Annotated in this window: 12 protein-coding genes; 3 read left to right on the top strand and 9 right to left on the bottom strand. The window is 71.2% G+C overall.

The window, feature by feature from the left end:
- Positions 1-118 precede the first annotated feature (118 nt).
- Together OG440_RS32270 and OG440_RS32265 are read left to right on the top strand one after the other, a co-directional pair.
- Entirely contained in the window at positions 119-2584 is a 2466-nt protein-coding gene (locus OG440_RS32270; protein WP_406010271.1) for a SpoIIE family protein phosphatase, read from the top strand.
- 78 nt (positions 2585-2662) lie between these two features.
- Entirely contained in the window at positions 2663-3931 is a 1269-nt protein-coding gene (locus tag OG440_RS32265) for a PP2C family protein-serine/threonine phosphatase (RefSeq protein ID WP_406010270.1), read from the top strand.
- A gap of 13 nt (positions 3932-3944) precedes the next feature.
- On the opposite strand, the gene OG440_RS32260 is transcribed toward OG440_RS32265, so the two are convergent.
- The 3 genes from OG440_RS32260 to OG440_RS32250 form a co-directional block, all read right to left on the bottom strand.
- Positions 3945-4385 carry a hypothetical protein gene (locus OG440_RS32260; protein WP_406010269.1) on the bottom strand — a complete coding sequence of 147 codons (441 nt, stop codon included), beginning with the start codon at positions 4383-4385 and terminating at the stop codon, positions 3945-3947.
- 106 nt (positions 4386-4491) lie between these two features.
- Positions 4492-10929, bottom strand: a complete 6438-nt coding sequence (locus OG440_RS32255) for an RHS repeat-associated core domain-containing protein (RefSeq protein WP_406010268.1) — start codon at positions 10927-10929, stop codon at positions 4492-4494.
- Between the two features lie 156 nt (positions 10930-11085).
- Positions 11086-15504 (bottom strand): LamG-like jellyroll fold domain-containing protein, encoded by a 4419-nt coding sequence (locus OG440_RS32250; RefSeq protein WP_406010267.1) that lies wholly within the window; start codon positions 15502-15504, stop codon positions 11086-11088.
- 310 nt (positions 15505-15814) lie between these two features.
- On the opposite strand from OG440_RS32250, the gene OG440_RS32245 reads away from it, so the two are divergent.
- Positions 15815-16552, top strand: a complete 738-nt coding sequence (locus OG440_RS32245) for a lysophospholipid acyltransferase family protein (RefSeq protein ID WP_406010266.1) — start codon at positions 15815-15817, stop codon at positions 16550-16552.
- A 125-nt stretch (positions 16553-16677) separates the two neighbouring features.
- On the opposite strand, the gene OG440_RS32240 is transcribed toward OG440_RS32245, so the two are convergent.
- The 6 genes from OG440_RS32240 to OG440_RS32215 form a co-directional block, all read right to left on the bottom strand.
- A complete protein-coding gene (locus OG440_RS32240; RefSeq protein ID WP_406011516.1) occupies positions 16678-18210 on the bottom strand; it encodes an alpha/beta hydrolase in 1533 nt (510 codons plus the stop codon).
- Between the two features lie 186 nt (positions 18211-18396).
- Positions 18397-19155, bottom strand: a complete 759-nt coding sequence (locus OG440_RS32235; RefSeq protein ID WP_406010265.1) for an urease accessory protein UreD — start codon at positions 19153-19155, stop codon at positions 18397-18399.
- Between the two features lies 1 nt (position 19156).
- On the bottom strand, positions 19157-19834 hold the full coding sequence (gene ureG, locus OG440_RS32230; RefSeq protein ID WP_406010264.1) for an urease accessory protein UreG: 678 nt from the start codon (positions 19832-19834) through the stop codon (positions 19157-19159).
- 179 nt (positions 19835-20013) lie between these two features.
- Positions 20014-20688 (bottom strand): urease accessory protein UreF, encoded by a 675-nt coding sequence (locus OG440_RS32225; protein ID WP_406010263.1) that lies wholly within the window; start codon positions 20686-20688, stop codon positions 20014-20016.
- 32 nt (positions 20689-20720) lie between these two features.
- Positions 20721-22442, bottom strand: a complete 1722-nt coding sequence (locus OG440_RS32220; RefSeq protein ID WP_406010262.1) for an urease subunit alpha — start codon at positions 22440-22442, stop codon at positions 20721-20723.
- Positions 22435-22746 (bottom strand): urease subunit beta, encoded by a 312-nt coding sequence (locus OG440_RS32215; protein WP_406010261.1) that lies wholly within the window; start codon positions 22744-22746, stop codon positions 22435-22437. Before OG440_RS32215 ends, OG440_RS32220 begins: the two co-directional genes overlap by 8 nt.
- Position 22747 lies beyond the last annotated feature (1 nt).

Below are 22747 nucleotides of genomic sequence, written 5' to 3'. Positions count from 1 at the left end.
ACCCGGCCGCGCCGGCGCGCGGCACCCGTCTCCCGGGTGGCTCGGCCGCTGCCGTGCAGGCAGGGTGATGATTGAGTCAGGAGGTGGTAGACCACTCTCAGCGACAGAGAGGTCGGCCGTGGGCACAGACGACGAGGACGGCGTTGCCCGCCGGTGGTTCGACGTGGCGGACACCGCCCCCCTGCTGCTCGACACCCGGGGGGTGGTGACGAGCTGGACCGGTGAGGCCGAGCGCCTGCTGGGATATCCGGCCGCCGAGGCGGTGGGCGGGGAGCTGGCCGGGCTGCTCGGCCACGGGGACGCCGGACGGCTCCCGGACGTCATGGACCGGTGCCGTCGGGACGGCGGCTGGGCGGGGCTGCTGTCCGCCCGACGCCGGGACGGACGGCCGGTGTCCGTCATGGCGCGGATCACCTCGGCCCGGGCACCCGGCGGCGGCTCCCAGTGGCTGGTGCTGCTGAACGAGATGGCCGACGCCTCCGGCTGGGACATGAGCCGGGCGGTGCTGGAGCAGATGGTCGGCGGCTCCCCCATCGGGATCGCGATGGTCGACACCGACCTGCGTTTCGTGTGGTCGAACGCGGCCCTGGCCCAGTTCGGCGGCGGTCGGCCCGAGCACCGGCTGGGGCTGCGGCTGGCCGAGGTCCAGCCGGGGCTGGACTCGGAGGCGATCGAGGCCCAGATGCGACGGGTGCTGGCGACCGGCGAACCCGTCCTCGGCTACGACCTCGTGGGGCGGGTGCGGGCGGCACCGCACCGCGAGACGGCGCACATGCTGTCGTTCACGCGCCTGAACGACGACCGCGGCCACCCCATGGGCGTCTACTACACGGTCGTGGACATGACCGAGCGGCACCGCGCCCGACAGCGGCTCGCCCTGCTCGACCGGGCCGGCCGGCGCATCGGCCGCAGCCTGGACATCACCCGGACCGCCCAGGAGCTGGCGGACGTGGCGGTGCCGGGGTTCGCGGACCTCGTCACCGTGGATCTGCTGGAGCGGGTACTGCGGGGCGCGGAGCCCACCCCGGGCCAGGCGTGGGACGACGCGGACGGCTCCGTCACCCTGCGCCGGGCGGGGCGGCGGGCGACCGGCGGTCCCGGGAACGCGAGCGGCGCCCGCGAGGTCGTGCACCGGGCCGGCTCGCCCGCCGTGCGCTGTCTGGTCGACGGGCGGCCCTGGCGGGTCGAACGGCTCGACCCCCTGGATCCCCTCGACCCGGTCACCGAGGAGTGGGTCGCGAGTCTGCCGGCCGAGTCCGAGCCGCCCAGCGCCCTGATCGTGCCGGTCCGGGCGCGCGGCGTCACCCTCGGCGTGACCACGTTCCTGCGCCGCCACCGGCACGAACCGTTCGGCGAGGACGATCTGGTCCTGGCCGAGGACCTCGTCTCCCGGGCGGCCGTCTGCGTGGACAACGCCCGCCGCTACACGCGCGAACGCGACGCGGCCCTGGTACTCCAGCGCAATCTGCTTCCCCGCCGGCTGCCCGAGCAGGACGCGGTCGAGGTGGCCGCCTGTTACCGGCCGGCCGACGAGCTGACCGGGCTCGGCGGCGACTGGTACGACCTGATCCCGCTGTCGGGGGCGCGGGTGGCGCTGGTCGTCGGCGAGGTGCCCGGACACGGTATCGACGCGGCCGCGGCCATGGGGCGCGTACGGACCGCCGTGCGCACCCTGGCCGCCCTGGACCTGCCGCCCGAGGAGATCCTGGCGCACCTCGACGACCTGGTCACCCGGATGGACGACGAGGAGGGCATGGCCGCGGAGACCGAGCCGCCCGAACCGCGGACGGGAGGCGCCCAGACGGTGGGCACCGCGTGCGTGTACGTCGTCTACGACCCCGTCGACGGGCGGTGTGTGATGGCCGCGGCCGGGCATCCCGCCCCGGCCGTCGTCCTGCCCGACGGCACCGTCACGTTCCTCGAACTGCCGCAGGGGCCGCCGCTCGGCGCGGGCGGGCCGCCGTTCGAGTCGGCCGAGGTGACCCTGCCGGAGGGCAGCACGCTGGCGCTGCACACCGACGGCCTGCTGGCCCGGGGCGAGCGGTGGGCGCTGGACACCGACCGGGACCGGCTGCGGCAGGCCCTGGAGCAGTCGGCGGACACGCTCGAACTGCGCTGCGGGACGGTGATCGACGCTCTCGTCCCGGCGCGTCCGTACGACGACGTGGCCCTGCTGATGGCCCGGACCCGCCGGCTGGCCGCGGACCGGGTCGCCGACTGGGAGCTGCCCGCAGACCCGGTGGCGGTGGCCGAGGCCCGCAAGACGGCGAGCCGGCGGCTGGCGGAGTGGGGTCTGACGGATCTGTCGTTCACCACCGAGCTGGTCGTGAGCGAGCTGGTCACCAATGCCATCCGGTATGCCACCGGACCGATCCGGCTGCGGCTGATCCGTGAGCGCACCCTGGTCTGCGAGGTCTTCGACGGCGGCACCACCGCCCCCCACCTGCGCCATCCGCGCGCCACCGACGAGGGCGGCCGCGGCCTGCTGCTGGTCTCCCAGGTCACCCAGCGGTGGGGCACCCGGTTTCTCCCCGAAGGCAAGATCATCTGGGCCGAGCAGTCACTCACGGATCCCGGTGTGTGACCGCAGAACCAGGCAAGTCACCTCATCTCGTCACATGACATGAGAAAATGACGCGAGACCGGCAGATGGGGCGCGGCCATGAACGACACGGCGATCGACTACGCGGCGGTGTTCCAAGCACTGCCCGGCATGGTGGCGCTGCTGACGCCCGAGCTGCTGTACGCCGACGTCAACAGGGAGTACCTGCGGGGGTCGGGCCGCAAGCGCGAGCAACTGATCGGCCGGCACCTCTTCGAGGTCTTCCCCGACAACCCGAACGACGGTGCCGCGAGCGGCATGCGCAACCTGGCGGCCTCGCTGCACCGGGTACTGGCCACCGGTGAACGGGAAGCGATGGCGCTCCAGCGCTACGACGTCGAGTCGACCGAGCGGCCCGGCGAGTGGGACGAGCGCTACTGGAGCCCCGTCAACGCGCCCGTGCACGGACGGGACGGCTCGGTGGTGCTGCTGGTGCACCGGGTCGAGGAGGTCACCGAGCTGATCCGGGCCCGCGGCCGCCGCGGCACGGGCGGGGACAAGACACACGGGGACGGAGCGCGGGGGGGCAGCCGGGGCCGCGTCCTGGAGGCCGAGCTGTACACCCGCGCCCGTGAACTCCAGGAACTCAACGAGCGGCTGCGGCTGGCCCACGCCCGTGAACGCGAGGTGGCCCTCGCCCTTCAGGAGGCGATGCTGCCCGCCGGCCGGCAGGTCGGACACCACCGGGCGGCCGTGCGCTACCGCCCGGCGGTCGGCGCGCTCAACGTGTGCGGGGACTGGTACGACCTGGTGGACCTGGTCGGCGGCAACCGTATCGGCGTGTCGGTCGGCGACGTCGTCGGGCACGGTCTGGAGGCCGCAGGGGTGATGGGCCAGCTGCGCAGCGCGCTCAGCGCGGCCTCCCGGGTCGCCGCGGGCCCGGCCGAGGCGCTGAACGTCCTGGGGCGGTACGCGCATGTCGTGGACGGCGCCGAATCGGCCACCGCGGTCACCACCTTCATCGACTTCGACCACCACACCATCACCTACAGCAGCGCCGGGCACCCCCCGCCCGTGCTCGTCCACACCGACGGCCGGGTGGAGTTCCTCGACCGGGCCACCGACCCCCCGCTCGACGCCCGGCCCACGCCGGTCCGCCGGCCCCAGGCCCGCACCGCCTACGACAGCGGCGCCACCCTCGCCCTGTACACCGACGGACTCGTGGAACGGCGGCACGAGGACATCGACACGGGTCTCGCCCGACTCGCCGACGCCCTCGCCCGCCACCGGGAGGCGGACCCGGAGACCCTCGCCGACGCCGTCCTGCTGGAGCTGCTGCCGCCCGGGGGCGCGACCGACGACACGGCGCTGGTGATCGTGCGGCTGTGAGTGCCGCCGCGCGCTACCGGTGGCCGGTGCCGGGCACCTCGACACCGTAGAAGTCCAGCATCGTGCGGGTGCGTGCGCGGGTCCGCTCCTTCATGTACGGCCAGGCGGCCTCCAGGAGACCGTCGGCGTTCAGGAGCTGTTCGAGGACCTCGAAGTAGGCGGCGCCCCGGACACTCTCCAGGGAATGCGCCGTGAGCCGCTCGACGAAGTCCCAGCAGCGTTCGAGCAGTTCCACGTCCGGGGTGTCGCTCTCCAGCTGCGGCATCAGGACCGGCGTCGTGAAGCACTCGGCCAGCACCGGGTACAGGTCCACGGCCATGTCCTCGCTCAGCACGGCCGCTTCCGCGGGCATCTCGTACCTCTCGGCGATGGACTGCGCGGATTCGGGGACGGTACGCAGCAGGAGGGCCGGGATGTCCTCGGCGGGGATCTCCTGGGCGGGGGTCTCGCTCATGTCTCTTCCAGGTGCGGGTCGGTGTCTCGTCGTCATACGGGTGGTGGAGGAAGCAGGGGGCCTGCCGCGCGTGGTGCGCGGCAGGCCCCCCCGTGCTCGGCGAGCGTCAGGCGCAGTTGCCGCTCGACGGGTCGCAGATCGATGATCCCCCACCCTGGTCGACGAACGGGTCGACCATGGAGTCACTCGTCCCCACGGGGTCGACGACGTCCTTGAACATCTCCCAGGCACCTCTGCCATAGCCGTACTCCCTGACGTACGAGGGAGCCTGGGCCACCTGGAGGAGGCCGCCGGCCACGCCCAGGGTACGGGAGAAGCCGCGCAGCCGGGTGGGCTGGCCGACGGGGGCGGGGCCCTTGAACTTGGTGGCCGGAGTGAAGTCCTGACCCGTGAGGTCCTTGACGGCGGGCGTCTTCATCACGGCGTCGAAGTTCGTCTTGACGGAGGACTTCATACCGGCGTCGGCGTCCATCGTCTTCTTGACGTTGCCCGTGACGTCCCGCGAGTTCAGCGCGTCCCAGAGCTCCTTGGCCTCGGCCTTGGCGACGGCCAGGTCCTTGTCGGACAGCAGGTGCTTCTTGTCTCCCTTCTCGGTCTCCCTGGCTTTACGGTCGAGGTCCAGGACGTCCGAGAGGGCCTTCATGGTCGACCATCCCTTCTGGACGTGGAGTTCGTCCTTGCCGGGGAGTTTCTTCCCGGTGTTGAACTCGTAGATGAGCGCCGTCGACATCTTCCCGTTGCCGAAGACCTGCTTCGCCCGGGCCTTGGGATAGATCTGCTGGAGCGCCCCGGACAGCTTCTTGTTGCTGACCGCCGGAGACTGCGCCCGGCGCTGCATGAAGCCCGGGTTCTTGTTGGGAACCTTGTTGAAGAGCTTCGCTATCGCCTTCTGCACCGCCTTGAAGAGGGCGGCGAACCCGAAGAACTTGCCGTCCGGGTCGGCGTACACGAGCGGGTTGTTGTTGCCGTAGGTGTAGCCGTGCATCTGCTGCGGGTCGGACAGGTTCATCACCGGGTCGACGGAGAGGAACCGGCCGGTCCCGGGGTCGTACTCGCGGGCGCCCAGGTGGGTGAGACCGGTGTCCTTGGTGTCGTCGATGCCGCCGACGAATCCTCGCGTGCTCGGCCAGGCGGCCGGCGCGGTGCCCCGGGCCTCGCCGAACGGGAGGACCCTGCGCTGGGTGAGGGCCAGGTCGGTCGCGGCGACGGCCAGCAGGCCGGTGCCGTGGTGGTCGGCGAGGGTGAAGGAGAAGGTGCCGTCGTCGGCGCGTATCGCCTGGTGTCCGCTGCCGAGGTCCATGTAACGGGTCGCCCTGGCCTTGGCCGCGCCCTTGTCGAGGGTGACGTCGGTGTGGCCGAGGTGCAGGGTGGTGCGGGCGCCGGTGCGGGAGAGCAGCCGGTTGCCGTTGGCGTCGTACAGGTAGTCGGTGACGTTGTCCGGCTTGCCGTCGACGGGCTCGGTCACCTTGGTGAGGAGCCCCTCGACGTCCCAGTCCAGGTGCTGCCGGCCGCGGTCGGTGGTGTTGCCTGTGAGGTCGTACTTGTAGTCGGTCCTGGTCGTCCCGGCCGGTCCCTGGGTGGTCACCGAGGACAGGGTGTGCGCCTTGGCCGTTCCCGGAGCGGGGTACTCGTACGAGCGCTTGACGTCCTTGGTGGTGTCCCCTCCGGTGTGGTGCCGGGTGTCGGTCAGCCGGCTGCCGGCCTTGTCGTAGGTGTACGACTGCCAGTACGGGGCCGGGCCGCCGAGCTTGGCGGCGGACGGCGCGGCGGCACAGGTCTGGTCGCCCTGCGTCCACGCCTCGGTCAGCCGGCGCAAGTGGTCGTAGGCGAAGCACTGGTTGTCGGTACCGGTGCGGGAGACGTCGTTCAGGGAGAGGACGTTGCCGGCCTCGTCGTAGCGGAAGCTGACGTTCTGGTCGACGCCGACCTGCTCCTCGCGGTCGACGCGGGTGGTCGCGAGCCGCCGGGTGCCGTACTCGTAGGTGTTGGTGACCTGTGTCTTCTTGCCGCCGCTGGTCAGCCCGAAGGTGTACACCAGCGGTTTGCCGGTCTGACTGTAGGTGGCCGTGGAGGTCATGCCCTGGCCGAACACGGAGACCGGGCGGAGGGTCTGGTCCTCGTAGGTGTAGTTGACCGAGCCGCCCGGCAGGGAGCCGGCCGCGGAGTAGCTGAGCGAGGCGACCAGACCCGAGGGCTTGTAGGCGGTGCCGGACTGGTAGGTGCCGGCCAGCGCGCCCTCGACGGCCGGGATCACGGTCGCCGTCTTGGTGGCGCGGTACAGCTTGTCGTAGGCGGTGACCGAGGTGGTGTACGCGGCACCGCCGACGTAGCGGGTGGAGTCGGCGAGCTGGCCCTTGGCGCCGGCCACCGTGTCGTAGGTCCACTTGACCCGCAACCTGCCCGTGGCGGAGCCCTCGCGCAGCTCGGTCTTGCGGCCCAGCCCGTCGTAGGCGTTGACCAGGGTGCCGTTCGCGTCGGTGCTGGAGATCACCTGGTTGCGGTCGTCGTACGTGGTGTCGGTGCGGCCCTTGTCGGGGTCGGTGATGGAGAGCTGGTTGCCGCGCTGGTCGTAGGTGTGGCTCCAGCTGTTGCCGGCCGGGTCGGTGACCTTCAGCAGCTCACCCGACGGGGTGAGGTCGTAGGTGGTCGTGTCGTACGCCGACTCGGGCGCCCGCGCCTGGTGTTCGCGCAGTTCGGTGACGTTGCCGCGGGCGTCGGTGAGGGTGGTGACGGTGGTGGCTCCGACCGGCGGGATCACCGTGGTGCGATCGCCCGCGTAGATCGTTTTCGTGGTGCTGAGGACCGCGCCGCCGTCGCCGTTGCCGGCGATCTGCTTCTCCTCGACCGCGCGCCCCAGACCGTCGAAGGCGGTGCGGGTCTGGGTCTCCACGGAGAGCGCGTCGGCGGGCTTGAACAGCTCGGTGACCGGGCTGCCCGTGCTGTAGTACGGGGCGAACTTCTTGGCTGCCAGGCCGCGTTCGTCGTAGAAGACGTCGGAGATGATCCGGCCGCCGTCCGGGCCCGGGGCCTGGGACTGCCGCTCCCGCAGGAAGCCGTCGTACAGCTGGTACGACGTGATCTGGCCACCCTCGTTGTTCAGCAGCCTGGTCGCGACGGCGACCGGCTTGCCCTCGGAGACCGTGTAGCCGTACTCGTACGTCGGCACGCCGCTCGTGGCGCGGTCGGCGAGCCAGACCTTGGTGGAGCGGCCGAGCGCGTCGTAGGCGTAGTGGGTGACGTTGCCGTTGGTGTCGGTCTGCTGGAGGAGCAGTCCGCGCAGCGGGTCCAGGTCCTTGACGGTGGTCTGGGCGGTGGCCGGTACCGCCGGGTCGGCGGGCGGGGTGGTGGTCGTCGTCCGGGTGGGCAGTCCGGTGGTGGGGGCGAAGGTCGTCGTGGTGGTGCGGCCGTCGGCGCGTGCGGTGCGTACGGGGGCGGCGTCGCCGGTGACGGTGAGATCCGCCGTCAGGTCGGTGACCGCCAGCTCGCGTCCGTAGTCGTCGTAGGTGGCGCCGGCCTCCAGGTAGGTCGCCCTGGTTCCGTTGTGGCTCTTCAGGGGAGCGGTGGCCGTGGGGTCGCCCTTGGTCGGCTCCGCGCCGTAGGCCCCGCCGTCGTAGGCGGTGCGGATGTCGTCGATGACGTCCTTGCTCCGGTCGACCGCGGCGTCACAGGCCTTGGCGACGGTCTCCACCCGGGAGGGCAGAAGCAGGATGTTCTTGTCGGTGTTGGTGGCGTATGTGGTGCGGGCGCACCGGTCGTCGGTCGCTGTGGCGGTGTCGCCGCGGTCGTCGACCTGGGTGACCCGGCCGGCGACGGTGTCGTGCGTGACGGAGCTGGAGGTGCTGCGCCACTTGACGCCCGCCCCGTCGTCCAGGGAGGTCCAGGTCTGGCTGGCGGAGACGCCGGTGAGGTTCGCGGTGACGGTGCCCCAGTCGCGGGTCTTCCTTGCCGTCTCGTGGTGCCAGGGCCGGCTGACGGTCTTGGCGACCACCTTGCCGCCCGGTCGGTCGAAGGCGGCCGTCCTGTATTCCAGGCCCGCGGCCGACGCGTGGTCGGTGATCGGGTCGCCCTCACCGGGTTCGAGGGTGACGGTCACGGACTTGGCGCCGCCCGTGGTGTCCTTGCGGTCGCCGTCCATGCCCCGAAGGAAGTAGTGGTCCTCCTGCGACTTCATCGCGGCCGCGCCGCCCTGACCGCCGTTCTTCACCCGGACGTGGCCGTAGCCGCGCCACTGCGACCAGGTCTTGTACTTCTCCTTGGTGAGGCCGTCGTCGTCGTCGAAGTGCCAGGCGGCGCCGTCGAGGTACTCGTAGGCGGTCACCTGGTCGGGGGACCCGCCGGTGCGGTCGGTCGCGACGACGGAGGTGACGACGTACTTGTTGAACCACTCACGGTCGGGGGCGTCGGTGCTGTCGCCGCCGATGAACTGCGGGAAGCAGCGCGTGGTGTTGGTCTGCGGGGTCGGCAGGGCGTCCGCGTCACAGGCGGGTGCGGAGTAGTTGGCGTCGATCTGGCCGCCGGACTCGTCGGCCACGGTGGACAGGCGTGCCTTGATGAAGGGGGCGTAACCGTCACCGATCCGGTCCAGCCGGTTGGCGAGCTGGGTGTACGCGAAGGTGGTCTTCGGCAGGGTGATCGGCGTCGTGCCGGTGTGGCCGGTGTGCTGCACGCTGTCGAGGAGCAGCTGGTAGTCGGTGTCGGCCATGCCCCAGCGCTGGTCGAGCTTCCAGGAGTCGACCTTGCCGTAGGTGCCGTCGGCCTTCAGCAGCCGGGTGGTGACCGCGGTCAGCCGCTTGCGGGTCCAGAAGGAGGGCGAGAGCCGGCCGTCGTCGCATGTGGCGCCGGTCTTGCAGTTGAGGTCCCACGGCGTGTCGTACCAGTAGGACGCCTTGGTGTCGATGGTGTCCGCGGCGCAGGTGACGCCGTCCTGCGGCAGGCACCGCTCGGCGTTGTCGAAGACGACCTGGGCGGAGGGCTTGTCCGCGAAGATCCGGGAGGAGCGCAGCCCGTAGTCGATGCGCTCCAGGTAGCCGCCGCGGGTGTACGGGGTGTCGTCGTCGGCCTTGAGGTTGCGGCCGTAGGAGTTGGACTCCTTGACGTAGTGGTAGCCCATCGCGTTGCCGTGGGTGTCCACGACGTAGTCGAGGTTCCACCGCCAGGCCTGCTGGCACCAGGATCCGGCGAAGTCGGAGGCGTGGCACGGCTCACCCGTGTTGTTGCCGTAGACCGGCACGGTCCAGGTGGAGTCGGTGGTCTCCTTGCCGCTCGTCCAGCCGGGCAGCCGGTGGTAGCCGAAGAAGTAGGCGGTGCCGTCGGCGGTGGTCACCCGCCAGTACTCGCCGTCGTCGTCCCCGTTGCCGCGGGCGGTGTCGGTCAGCCGGGTGACGCGGGTGCCGTCGTCCTGCTTGAGCCTGAACTCGTCCTTGCCGACGGAGACGAGCTCGCCGCCCTTGCCGTTGAAGGAGATGAACGCGTTGTCGTAGGACCAGCACAGGTCGCCCGGCTTGTTGCCGTCGGCCTTCTTCTCGCCGTCGTCGGCGCAGGGCTTGTAGCGGCGCTCGATGAAGCCGGGTGACATGTCGAAGCCGTCGCCCACCCAGGAGCCCTGGTTGTTGGTGCCGCCGGTGCGGCCGTCGATCGAGGCCGAGGAGTAGTCCAGGCTCACGTCCGGCGTGAGGTCTCCGGGTACGTCGGGCACCGGCATGTCGTACGACCAGGTGAAGTCACCGGTGTTGAGGTTGGTGGTCCAAGTCGCCGACGGAGACAGGGAGGTGGCCTTGAAGTCGCCCTTCTCGCCGCCGGTCTCGGCGGCCGCGGCCAGGACCGTCATGCCGCTCGACCGCAGGCTCACCGTGTTCGCGGTGAGGGTCTGCCGGTCGGTGTCGTTGCTCGCGGCGACCGGGGTGGCCTTGCGGCACGCCTCCTCGGCGGGGGTGGTGAGGGCGCAGGCGGGCAGCTGCACGAGGTGCAGTCGGGAGGCGTAACCGCCGCCGTAGGCCTGCGCGAAGTCCCCGTAGTCGACGGTGACGGCGACCTTGCCCGCATCGGACGGCGCGGTGCCTGCCCGGGTGACACCCCGGGGGTGGTCCTTGGCCTCCAGGGTGAACAACAGGCCGTCGACACCGGCGCGTCGGGCCTGCTCACGGCCTCGCACGGCGGCTTCGACCGTCCCCTGTACGGCTTCCTGGGCCTTCTTCACCGGGGCGATCGTGAGAGGCAGCGCGCCGGCCCGCCGTGCGCGGGCAGCCGTTTTCGCCGTGCCGCCGGGCAGCTCCACCGTGGCGGTGCCGGCCGCGGGCCAGGAACGCTTGGGCTTTTGTCCCGGCGTCTTCGGGCCGCGGGTCAGCGTGCGGGGCTCGGCCTTGATGCCGTCGGTGCCGGAGACCGCCGTGTCGGCCTTGGGCACACCGGGCAGGGGGTGGCCGCCGGCGGCCTGGGCGGGAGAGGCGGCGGCCTGGATCAGCCCGCCGAGCATCAGGGCCGACACCACCAGGGAGACCGGTCGGTGCAGGGCCGTGGGAGAGGAACGTGGGGGTTTGCGTCTCATGCGTATGCCGTCCATCGCTGCGCGGCGCCGGTCCCGCCGATGGCGGGGCGCCGGCGTCGCTGTTGAAAGATGCGGAGTGCGCCGAAAGGCGCGGGAGGCCGGGGAGTCACGGGCGGTGCGCGCGGGCCTTCCCGGCGCGCACCGCCCGTGGCGGCGTCAGCTGCCGGCCGGGACCTGGGTGGGCACGTCGAACCAGGAGCCGGCGAGCTCGCCGACCTGGCCGTCGTCGAGTGCCCCCTGGAAGAACCAGACGTCGTCGATCACGCCGGGGAAGTACTCGGCACCCGTGGCGCCGATCTTCGTCCGTCCGACCTGGAGCGACTTGCCGGCCTTGGTGGTCAGCACGTTCTCGCCCCAGGCGATCATGTCCTGACAGGAGGTGTCGTCCGCCGTGCCGTCACCGTCCACGTCCTCGCACGCGGCTTCCTGGAGCACGCCGTTGACGTACAGACGGGCCTGCTTGGCGAAGCCGTCGTAGACCAGGGCCAGGTGGTTCCAGTCGGTCACGCCGCTGAACTCCGTACTGGCCGGCCGCGCCGTCGTGGCGTCCGAGGTGTCCGCGCTCGGCAGTTCGATCTCCCAACTGCCCAGCCCGTCAGGGTTGTTGGCGTCCGGGACGAAGTGCACCGCGAAGGGACTCCGACTGGCCCCCTCCGCGCTGACCACCGCCGCGCTCTGCGTGGGGATCGAGGCCGCCTGGGCCCAGGCGGTGACGGTGAAGCTGGCGCTCGTGTCGACGGGGACCGCCGGGGCACTCGCGTAGCCGGCCTTGCCGTCCAGCTCCAGACCGCCGTCCATGAATCCGGTGCCGATCTTCGCTCCGCCGGCCACGGACAGCGCGCCCGCCCGCCCGGTGTCGTCCGCCGAGGCGGAGCCGGTGAGGGCGTCCAGCTTCCACCGGGCGTTGAGCAGCGCGCGCTGCTTGAACAGCTGCTGCACCTCCTCGGCGGACACCGGCCGGTCGAAGAGGCGTACGTCGTCGATCTGGCCGGGGAAGAACGAGGTGGCCTTGCCCTCGAACGCGCTGGCGCCGATCTGCACCGCTCCCCCGGCGTACCAGGTCGAGGGCAGTGCGGTGGTGCCGGCCAGGGTGCCGTTGACGTACAGCGAGAGCTGGTCGGCCACCGTGTCCTGGACGCCGACCAGGTGCGTCCACTCGCCGCCGTATGCGGTGGCGCCCTCGGGCTGCATGGCCCGCACCACCGTGGAGTCGGCGGTGTCGGCGCTGTGCTGGTTGAACACCCAGCGGTCGTAGGAGCTGGAGTAGTACAGCTCCGGCCCCGTCACCGCCTCACCGGCCTGCGAGGCGACGCTCGCGGCGTGCGTGGGTTTGGTCTTCGCCAGCTTCACCCAGGCCGAGACGGCGAAACCGTAGGAGGTGTTGATGTGCGGACCGCTGGTGGCGGCGTAGTCGTCGGTCCCGTCCAGGGTCAGCGCGTTGCCGTCCACCCCGGCCGAACCCAGTGCGGCCCCGCCCTTGAGGACCGCCGGATTCACATCGGCACGGCCGCTCAGCACGGTCGCCTCGGCGGCCTCGTCCAGGTGGAAGACCGCGCGGGCCGGGCGCCCGGCACCGATCGCGTTCGAGCTGTACAGACCCGACACCTCGCCCGCCGACAGCGGCTTCTCGAAGGTCTTCACCTCGTCGATGACACCGGGGAAGGGCGATGCCGGCGTGTCACCGAGGAAGCTGCCGCCGATCACCATGCCGCGCCGCGCGTTCCACGGCGTGGAGTAGGCCGTGGACCCGGCCAGTGTGCCGTTGACGTACAGCTTCAGCAGCTTCTCACCGGCGGCGTACTCACCGACCAGATGCGTCCACTCACCGGCCTTGACCCCGCCCGCGGCGGCCTGCATGGCCCGCACGGGAGTGCCACTGGCGCTGTCGGCGCTGTACTGGTTGAACACCCAGCGGTCGTACCCCTTGGAGTAGTACAGCTCGAAGCCGGGCGCGTTGTTGCCTCGCTGGGAGGCCACGACCGCCGCGCCGGACGGCATGGCGGACAGCTTCACCCAGGCCGACACCGAGAAGCTGACGTCGGTGTCGATGGTGGCGACGTCCGTGGCGGCGTAGTCGTCGACGCCGTCGAACTGCACGGCCTTGCCGATCCTGCCCTCCACACCCGGCGTCGCGCCGCCGTAAAGGGCCGCGGTCTGCTCGGGCGCGCTGCCCGCCGCCTCGGTGGCGCCGGCCGCCTCGTCCATCGCCCAGTCGGCGCGTTCGAGCTGCCCCGACTTGACGCGGAACTGGTAGGTACGGATCTCGGAGCCGTTGCCCGCCGCGTCGAAGGCCCTGGCGGTGACGTAGTTGAGGCCGGATTTGGCGGGCAGCATCCTCGCGACCTTCGCCGCGCCCGCGGACGTGGTGATCGTGTTCTTCGACGAGGGATCGCCGTTGATGCCGAACCAGTACTTCGTCACGTCGGTGTCGGCGGCCTTGAGCTGGAACGAGCCGTACTGACCCACGCCGTCGAACCAGGGGTCGTCCGGGTTCTCGGGATCCGAGGCCGGATACTCGGCGGACGTGACGGCCGGGGCCTTCGGCACCTTCGTGTCGTAGGTGAAGTAGCAGCCCGTCGGATCACCCGCACTGGACCACGGAGAGTACTGCGCTCCGTCGTAGCTGCGTGCGTACCAGCTGATCTGCTTGTTCTCGGGCAGGGATGACGGCAGGGTCAGCGAGAAGCTCGATCCCGACTTCTTCAGGCTGGTCCGGGCGGGCTTCCACCGGGCGATCACTCCCTTGCCGTCGCCGGAATCCCAGGCCGCCTCGATCTGCACGCCCACGGTGTCGCCGTCCGGGTCCGTGACTCCGTTGGCGTAGATCTTGCCGAGGGTGCGCACCCGCGGTGCGTCGGCCGGCTTCTTGCAGGTGCCGCCGTACTCCATGGTGAGCTGCGACATCCTGATCTGCGACGGTGGGCGGTTGTACTTCACCCGCAGATACGCCTTGTCGGAGAACCTCTTCCAGCCGTAGATGTCACTCTCGCTGGCGGCCTGCATGCCGAAGGTCATGGTCGACGACTTGGCGTTGGCCGCCGTCTGCACGGCCGACTTCACGTCGAACTCGGCGTCCTTGGCGGAGCAGCCCTCGAAGCCGTAGGCGAAGGAGTCCGTCTTCAGCTTGTCGATCCAGAAGCCGCTCGCGTTCTGCGAGTTCCAGGTGGTCGACGAGGAGATGTCCTTCGTACGCCACAGCTCCACGCTGCGTGCGCCGCACGACGCGGACCACACGTTCCGTACGACGAACTCGGCCTGGAGGATGGTCTTGCCCGCGAACTTCGACACCGGGATGCGGTAGAAGAGCCGCTTGGTGTCGTTCGGCTGGCAGTAGGCCCACCCGCAGTAGCCGAGGCCGGCGTTGTTCTCGCCGTTGAACTTCCACTGCGGCGCGGAAGCCCAGTACTTGGACGCCATCGTCCACGCGGCCGCGCGCGGCGAGTACCACTGGGGGTCGATGAACACCGGGTAGGTGGTGTCCTCGCCCTTCAGCACGTCCGTGTCCGGGGTCAGCACCAGCTCCCGGCCGCCGGCCGGGATGTCCACCCCGACCGGGGCGAGCTTCGCCGACTCCCCGGCGGCGGGCTCGTCGCCCGCGACGGCCGGCTGCCCACTCGTGCCGGAAGCCGCCGTGGTGGAGGCGGCGGCCGACAGGGACATCGCGGACTTGGCCGACTTGGCCGGCGCGGTCGTCCCCGCCGGAGTGGTCTTCTCCACGGGAGCGCTCTGCCGCGGTGCCGGGCTCCGGGTCGGCGCCGTGTTCTGCGTCGGTTCTGTGCCCGCCTGCGGCGCCGCGCCCGGTTGCGCCGGGTCCTGCGTGCTGGAGTCCCACATCACGGGCTTGGGCGCCTCGAACACGGCGTTCCCGGCGCCCTGGTCGACGGCCTCCAGGCCCCCCTGGGACGTCTCGCGGACGTCCATGCCCTCGGCGGAGAGCTTCAGCCGCAGCCGGGTCAGCTCCGGACTGGCGGCCGCGTCCGCGGACTTGACGACGAGCAGCTGGGTGAAGCCGTCCTCCTGGGCGCCCATGCGCAGGTCGACGTCCGGCAGAACGTCGCGGTAGGTCGCCGTGGCCCCGTCGAGGTCGGGGGCGGGCAGCTCGCCCGGCCAGGACAGGGCCAGTTCGCGCCCCGCCTTCTCCATCCGTACCAGCGGGGCGTCGTCGCCGCCCGCCGAGAACTCGAGCCCCACGGTGGTCGCGCCCGGGGCGACCGTCCCCTCCGAGGTCTTCACCAGATCGGTGTCGACCGGCTTCCACTGGCCCCCGACCCGGGTCCGCACAGGGCGCAGGTACTCACGCGCCTCCAGGTTCCCGTCGGGGGTGGCGTACACATCGCCGCTCTCCGACCGGAGGGATCCGACCTCGACAGCCTTGCCGGTCCGCTTCGCCTCGGCCGAGGCGTCCTGCGTGGTCGTCGCCGTGTTCTCGGTGGTGCTTTTCGTCCGCACCGGGGCCGTCGGGGTGGCGGCGACCGCCGCGGTCACCGGCGTCACCCCGATCCCGATGGCTGTCACCAGCGCCAGCGCCAAGGCCGGCGTCCGGGCATGTCTTCGCGTCAACACGCGCCCCCGCATTCACAGTTCACAACACGACTCAGTGAGAGAACACTGAGAAAAGATGGTCAACAACGGAGAGTAAATAAGAACTTGATGAACATCCATCGAAAGCAACGCGACATCTCCGACGTCTCGCCCTCGGTGGATGTGAGAACCGACACGGTTGCGGCAAGATCCGTGGAGATTCGACGAAAAGGCGCCGGGGGCGTCTCCCCGGACGGCCGCAGGATCGTTCCCGCGGCTCCCTGCGGCTTGCTGCGCGGCGTCCCGGAGCAGCACCCTGGTCAGGCGGCCATCCCGCCGATCCGCCGGAGTGAGGAGCGACCCCTTGTTCTACTACGTGCTCAAGTACGTCTTGCTGGGCCCCCTGCTGAGACTGGTCTTCCGACCGCGGATCGAAGGCCTGGAGCACGTACCGGAGTCGGGCGCGGCGATCGTCGCCGGGAACCATCTGTCGTTCTCGGACCACTTCCTGATGCCGGCGATCCTCAAGCGCCGCATCACCTTCCTCGCCAAGGCCGAGTACTTCACGGGCCCCGGCATCAAGGGCCGGCTGACCGCGGCCTTCTTCCGCAGCGCGGGTCAGATCCCGGTCGACCGCTCCGGCAAGGAGGCAGGTCAGGCGGCGATCCGCGAGGGCCTCGGGGTGCTGGGCAAGGACGAACTGCTCGGTATCTATCCGGAAGGCACCCGCTCGCACGACGGCCGCCTGTACAAGGGCAAGGTCGGGGTGGCGGTGATGGCGCTGAGGGCCCAGGTCCCCGTCATCCCCTGCGCGATGATCGGCACCTTCGAGGCGCAGCCGCCCGGCAAGGTGATCCCGACCCCGCACCCCGTGGCGATCCGCTTCGGCGAGCCCCTCGACTTCTCCCGCTACCTCGGCATGGAGAACGAGAAGGCGGTGCTGCGAGCGATCACCGACGAGATCATGTACGCGATCCTGACGCTGTCCGAGCAGGAGTACGTGGACCAGTACGCGGCCGTCGTCAAGGCGGAGGAGCAGGCGGCGGCCAAGGCGGCGAAGGCGGAGAGGGAGCGCAAGTTCCCGCGTCTGCCGCTGCGTTGACGTTCCGTCATGGGCCGTCTCGGCGTGCTCGGCTGATGCTGCCGCACCCGAGCTGATGCTCCCTCGGAACGCCTGGAAGGGCGGCCGGATCGTTCCGGCCGCCCTTCACTGTCGTGCGGGCGGTGCTACGGCTTGGGCGTGGCGTGCGGGGCGCAGGTCACGTCCGCGCTGTCCAGCTTGCCGGTGAGGAGATAGGCGTCCACCCGCGAGTTGATGCAGGTGTTCACCAGTCCGGTCACGCCGTGGGAGCCGGCGTCCTTCTCGGTGATCAGGCGGGAGCCCTTGAGGCGCTTGTGCACTTCGAGGGCACCTTCGTACGGGGTCGCCGCGTCGTCCGTGGACTGCACGATGAGCACCTGCGGCAGGCCCTTGTGGGTCTTGACGTCCACCGGGGTCTGCTGCTTGACCGGCCAGAACGCGCACGGCAGGTTCATCCACGCGTTGGCCCAGGTCATGAACGGGTAGTCCTTGTTGAGCCGCGTGTTGTCGCTGTTCCACTTCCGCCAGCTGGTGGGCCACTTGGCGTCGGTGCACTCGACGGCGGTGTAGACGGCGTTGCCGTTCTCCGAGGAGATGTTCCCGGCCGTGTCGGTGAGGTCCGGTGCGGCCGCGTCGACGAGCGCCTGGGTGTCTCCGGCGAAGTACTTGCTGAAGACGGTGGCGACCGGGACCCACGAGGAGTCGTAGTACGGGGCGCTCTGGAAGAAGGAGATCAGCTCGGCCGGGCCGACGATTCCACCGATGGGGTTCTTCTTCGCGGTGGCGCGCAGAGTGAGCCACTTGGCCTGGACGGCGGCGCGGGTGGTGCCGAGGTGGAAGGTGGCGTCGTTGGCGGCGACCCAGTCCTGCCAGTCCTTCCAGCGGCCCTCGAAGGCGACGTCCTGGTCGAGGTTGGCCTCGTACCAGATCTTCTCCCGGGAGGGGTTGACCACGCTGTCGACGATCATGCGACGCAGGTGGCCGGGGAACATCGTGCCGTAGACGGCGCCGATGTAGGTGCCGTAGGAGACACCCAGATAGTTGAGCTTCTTCTCACCCAGCGCGGCGCGGATGACGTCCAGGTCGCGGACGGTGTTCGGGGTGGTCATCTGCGCCAGCACGGCCTTGCCGCTGCGCTCGGCGCACCCGTCCGCGTACTCCCGGGCGAGCTTGATCTGGGCGAGCTTGTCGGCCTCGCTGTCCGGGACCGGGTCAGCCTTCGGCGCCTTGACGAACTCCTGCGGGTCGATGCAGGAGATGGGCGCGGAGTGGCCGACACCGCGCGGGTCGAAGCCCACGAAGTCGTAGGCCTTCGCCACGTTGGCCCACACGGGCGACTTGGTGGTGACCCGGCGCGGGAAGCGCAGGCCCGAACCGCCGGGGCCGCCCGGGTTGTAGACGAGCGCGCCCTGGCGCTCGCCGGCCGTGCCCGTGTTGCCGATGCGGTCCACGGCCAGCTTGATCTGCTTGCCGTTCGGCTTGGCGTAGTCGAGCGGCACGGTGACCCAGCCGCACTGGATCGGCTTCTCCAGCCCCCAGTCGGCGGGGCAGTCCTGCCAGTCGATGCCGGCCTTGCCGGCGCGCTCCGCCGCGACCGCGGCGCCTCGCGCCTCCCGGTCCTGTCCCGGACGGCCGCTCGTCGCGCTCGCCGAGGGCGCCGCGACGGCGCCGGCGAGCATCGTCGCGACGACGAGTACGCCGGCCGAGCCGAGCGCCGTGGTGCGCTTGTTCGGTCGTATGTCCTTCAAGTGGGAACTCCCCTACCTGGTGATGGCGGCAGAGGGATCCTCGCGGCTGTGAGGCACCTGAGAAAAGGTGTCGTTGACCTTCTTTGCCAATCCGATAACCGGAAAGTGATGTACCGCTCACCGGATGTCGACATCGGCGAGCGCCTCGTCCAACGCCCGCCTCAGCCGCAGCGCGTCGGGCGCGACGGCGGTGACGAGAGCGGCCGGCCCGGCCAGCGGCATGACGCAGGCGTGCTCGCCGACCCGGCGGGCCGTCGTCGGCGCCTCACGGAACTCCGGTCGTACGACGACGAGTTGGCCCACGGCACGATACCCCGCGAGGACGGCGGGTCCGTCCCAGCCACCGGGCGCGCCCGGCCCGCAGGCCAGTTCCTGGTCAAGGAGGACCCGCCCGTCGACCCGCACGGTGAGGCGGCTGGTCAGCCTCCCCGGCTCCTCCCCCACCCGGCCGAGCACCTGCTCCTCACGCAGGACGAGCCGGGAGTCGGCCCCGAGCCCGACCCGCGTGGTGACGAACAGGTCGCTCCCCTTCGCCGAGATCAACTGCTCGGGCATCCAGCGCAGTTCGCCCTCGCCGGTGACCGTGAGGCGCACGTCGTAGTGGGCCTCGTCCTTCGTCTGCCCGGGCAGGGCGATGGTGGCGGCGGCCGAACCGACGTGCAGCCGGGCGCCGTTCGCGACGTCGGCCTCGACGGCGAAACGGTCACCGCCGAGGGGCCCGCTCATCGCGCCGACGAGCATCACGCGTGCCTCGCCGCCGGTGCCCCGGGTGCGCCGCAGGGCGAGCGGTCCGTCGCTCTCGAGGACGGGCAGGGAGGTGCCCCCGCGTCCGTCGGCCCTCGCCCCGATCCGCGCGGTGGCGTGCACTCCGCTCATGTCACGCCGCCCAGGAGGCGAACTGCGCCCGCACCCACGCGGCGACGTCCCCGACGCCGCCCTCGCTCCGCAACGACTGGAAGACGACCGGCAGTTCGGCCCGCTGGGCCTTGGCGTCGGCGGCCATCCGGGCGAGATCGGAGCCGACGTACGGCGCGAGGTCGGTCTTGTTGACGACGAGCAGATCGGCGGTGGTGACACCGGGCCCGCCCTTGCGCGGGATGTCGTCGCCACCCGCGACGTCGATGACGAAGATCTGCGCGTCCACGAGGCCCTTGGAGAAGGTGGCCGTGAGGTTGTCCCCGCCGGACTCGACGAGGATCAGGTCCAGCGGCCCGGCCTCGTCCTCCAGATCCTCCACGGCTTCGAGGTTGGCGGAGATGTCGTCGCGGATCGCGGTGTGCGGACAGGCGCCCGTCTCGACTGCCGTGATCCGCTCGGGCGGCAGCACGGCCTCGCGCAGCAGGAACTCGGCGTCCTCGCGCGTGTAGATGTCGTTGGTGACGACGGCGAGGGACAGTTCGTCGCGCAGGGCCCGGCAGAGGGCGGCGACCGTGGCGGTCTTGCCGGACCCGACGGGACCGCCGAGCCCGATCCGCAGGGCACGCCGGCTGCCGTCGGGGCGACGGGCGTCGGCGCCGACGGCGGCGGGACCGTGAGGGGAGTGACCAAGATGCACGACGGCTCCTATTCAGCCAGGTTGGGTCGTTTCGGCCCGTCCGGCGTTCGAGGACGAGGCCCGTCAGGGGCCGAAAGCGGGGGTCTCGGGGGCGGCGGCGCCCGGGTCGGGACGGAAGAGGCAGCGGGGGCGGGTGCTGGGACCGGGGCAGGGACGGGTGCCGGGACGGGGAGGGCAGCTCACGAGGCGAACAGCCTTACCGGCCAGCCGGCGTGCACCTCCGCCCCGATCTCCAGGAGCGGTGCCGACGCCGCCGGCAGTACGTCGACGCCCTTCGTCGGCACCGCCGTCCCGGAGGACACCGCGCGGTCGACCACCCGGTCCAGCTCCGGCGCGAGCCGGGCCAGCACGGCGGTCGCCTCGAACGGGTCCAGGCTCAGCAGCCGCACCACGGCGGTGGCGGGTCCGCTCACGCTCTCGTACACCGAGCAGTACGCCGCGTCCTGCGCCCCGAGCCCGGCCGCCCGCGCGGTCAGCCCCAACACCACCGGCTGATGCGCTCCCTTGGGGAACTCACCGGCCAGGGCGTCGAGTTCGGCGCTCGGCCAGGCGGCCCGGGCGGCCCGCATCAGTTGCCGGCCCAGCTTCCTGGCGGTCAGCCGCAGCGCCGGGGAGGGGGTGCGGGCGTCCGCCGCCGCGTCCAGCTCCGCCGGGTCGGCCCCGGCCGCGGCGGCGGCCGCCAGCGCCGCCGTCACGAGCCCCGCGGTGTGCAACCTCCCGCGGAGGAAGGCCTCCAGGGTCGTCGCCCCGGTGATCCGTCCCGCCTTGACGGCCTCCTCCGCCCCGCCCGAGTGCGCGTGCCCTCCGGCGGGGAAGCGGCCGTCGGCCAGGACGAGCAGTGCTGCCCTTGTCACATCGAAGTCCTCAGAACCGGATCGGAACCACGTCAGAACAGGAAGTAGCGCTGTGCCATGGGCAGTTCGGCGGCCGGAGTCGCCTCGACCAGTTCCCCGTCGATGTGCACGGCGAAACTGTCGGGGTCGACCCGGACGCGCGGCCGGGCGTCGTTCTCCCGCATGTCCGCCTTGGTCACCCCACGGGTGGAGTCGATGGCGACGAACCTCTTGCCCAGCTGCAGACGTTCCGGCAGCCCGTCCTCGATCGCGAGCGGCGCCACGAAGTTGAACGAGTTCGACGCGGGCGCCCGGCCGATCGCGCCGTACATCGGGCGCGGCAGGATCGGCTGCGGCGTCGGGATCGAGGCGTTGGCGTCGCCCATCTGCGCGTACGCGATCTGCCCGCCCTTGATGACGAGGTGCGGCTTGACGCCGAAGAACGCCGGCTCCCACAGCACCAGGTCGGCGAGCTTGCCGCCCTCGACCGAGCCGATCTCGCGGGCCAGTCCCTGGGCGAGCGCGGGGTTGATCGTGTACTTGGCGACGTAGCGGCGCACCCGGTGGTTGTCGGCCCGGCCGTCGCCCGGCAGGGAGCCCCTGCGCCGCTTCATGACGTGGGCCGTCTGCCAGGTCCGCAGGATGACCTCGCCGACACGGCCCATGGCCTGCGCGTCGGAGGAGATGATCGAGATCGCCCCGAGGTCGTGCAGGACGTCCTCGGCCCCGATCGTCGACGGCCGGATCCGCGACTCGGCGAACGCCAGGTCCTCGGGGACCGCCGGATTGAGGTGATGGCACACCATCAGCATGTCGAGGTGTTCCTCGGCGGTGTTCACGGTGTACGGCCGCGTCGGGTTCGTGGAGCTCGGCAGCACGTGCGGCTCGGAGACCACGGTCATGATGTCCGGCGCGTGCCCGCCGCCCGCCCCCTCGGTGTGGTACGCGTGGATGCCTCGGCCGGCGATCGCGGCGAGCGTGTCGCCGACGAAGCCGGCCTCGTTCAGGGTGTCCGTGTGGATCGCGACCTGGATGCCCGTCCGGTCGGCGACGGTCAGGGAGGCGTCGATGACGGCCGGCGTCGAGCCCCAGTCCTCGTGCAGCTTCAGGCCGAGCGCCCCGCCCCGGATCTGCGACAGCATCGCGTCCTGCGAGACGGTGTTGCCCTTGCCGAGGAAGCCGATGTTCAGCGGGTACTGCTCCATCGCCTCCAGCATGCGCGCGAGGTGCCACGGCCCGGGCGTCACGGTGGTCGCCTTGGAGCCCTCGGCCGGCCCGGTGCCGCCGCCGACCAGCGTGGTGACACCGGCGGACAGCGCCTCGTCGGCGATCTGCGGGCAGATGAAGTGGACGTGCGCGTCGACCGCGCCCGCCGTCAGGATGCGCCCGTTGCCGGCGATGATCTCGGTCTCCGGGCCGATGACCAGGTCCGGGTGGACCCCGTCCATCGTGTCGGGGTTGCCGGCCTTGCCGATACCGGTGATGCGTCCGTCGCGGATGCCGACGTCGGCCTTCACCACCCCCCAGTGGTCGACGATCACCGCGCCCGTGACGACGGTGTCGGGCGTGCCCTCCGCGCGGGTGGCACGGGACTGTCCCATGGACTCACGGATGACCTTGCCGCCGCCGAAGACCGCCTCGTCACCGGCGAGTCCGGGGCCGCCGCAGCGGTCCTCTTCGATCTCGACGAGCAGGTCGGTGTCGGCGAGCCGGATGCGGTCGCCGGTCGTCGGCCCGAACAGGTCGGCGTACGCGGCACGCGAGATCTCAGGCATCGAGGGCACCTCCGGTCTCCCCGCGCAGGCCGGGCACGACGCGGGCACCGGCCAGGGGGACGAGTTCGACGTCGACGGGGATCCCCGGCTCGAAGCGCACGGCGGTGCCGGCGGCGACGTTCAGCCGTCGGCCGCGCGCGGCCGCCCGGTCGAACTCCAGGCCGGGATTGGCCTCGGCGAAGTGGTAGTGGGAGCCGACCTGGACGGGCCGGTCGGCGGCGTTGAGGACGGTGAGCCGGATGACCTCGCGGCCCTCGTTGTAGACGACCGGGTCCGCGGCGAACAGGATCTCTCCGGGAATCATC

It is taken from the genome of Streptomyces sp. NBC_00637 (genome assembly GCF_045161545.1).
Taxonomy (GTDB): domain Bacteria; phylum Actinomycetota; class Actinomycetes; order Streptomycetales; family Streptomycetaceae; genus Streptomyces.
This window is presented reverse-complemented; position numbering and strand designations above follow the sequence as displayed.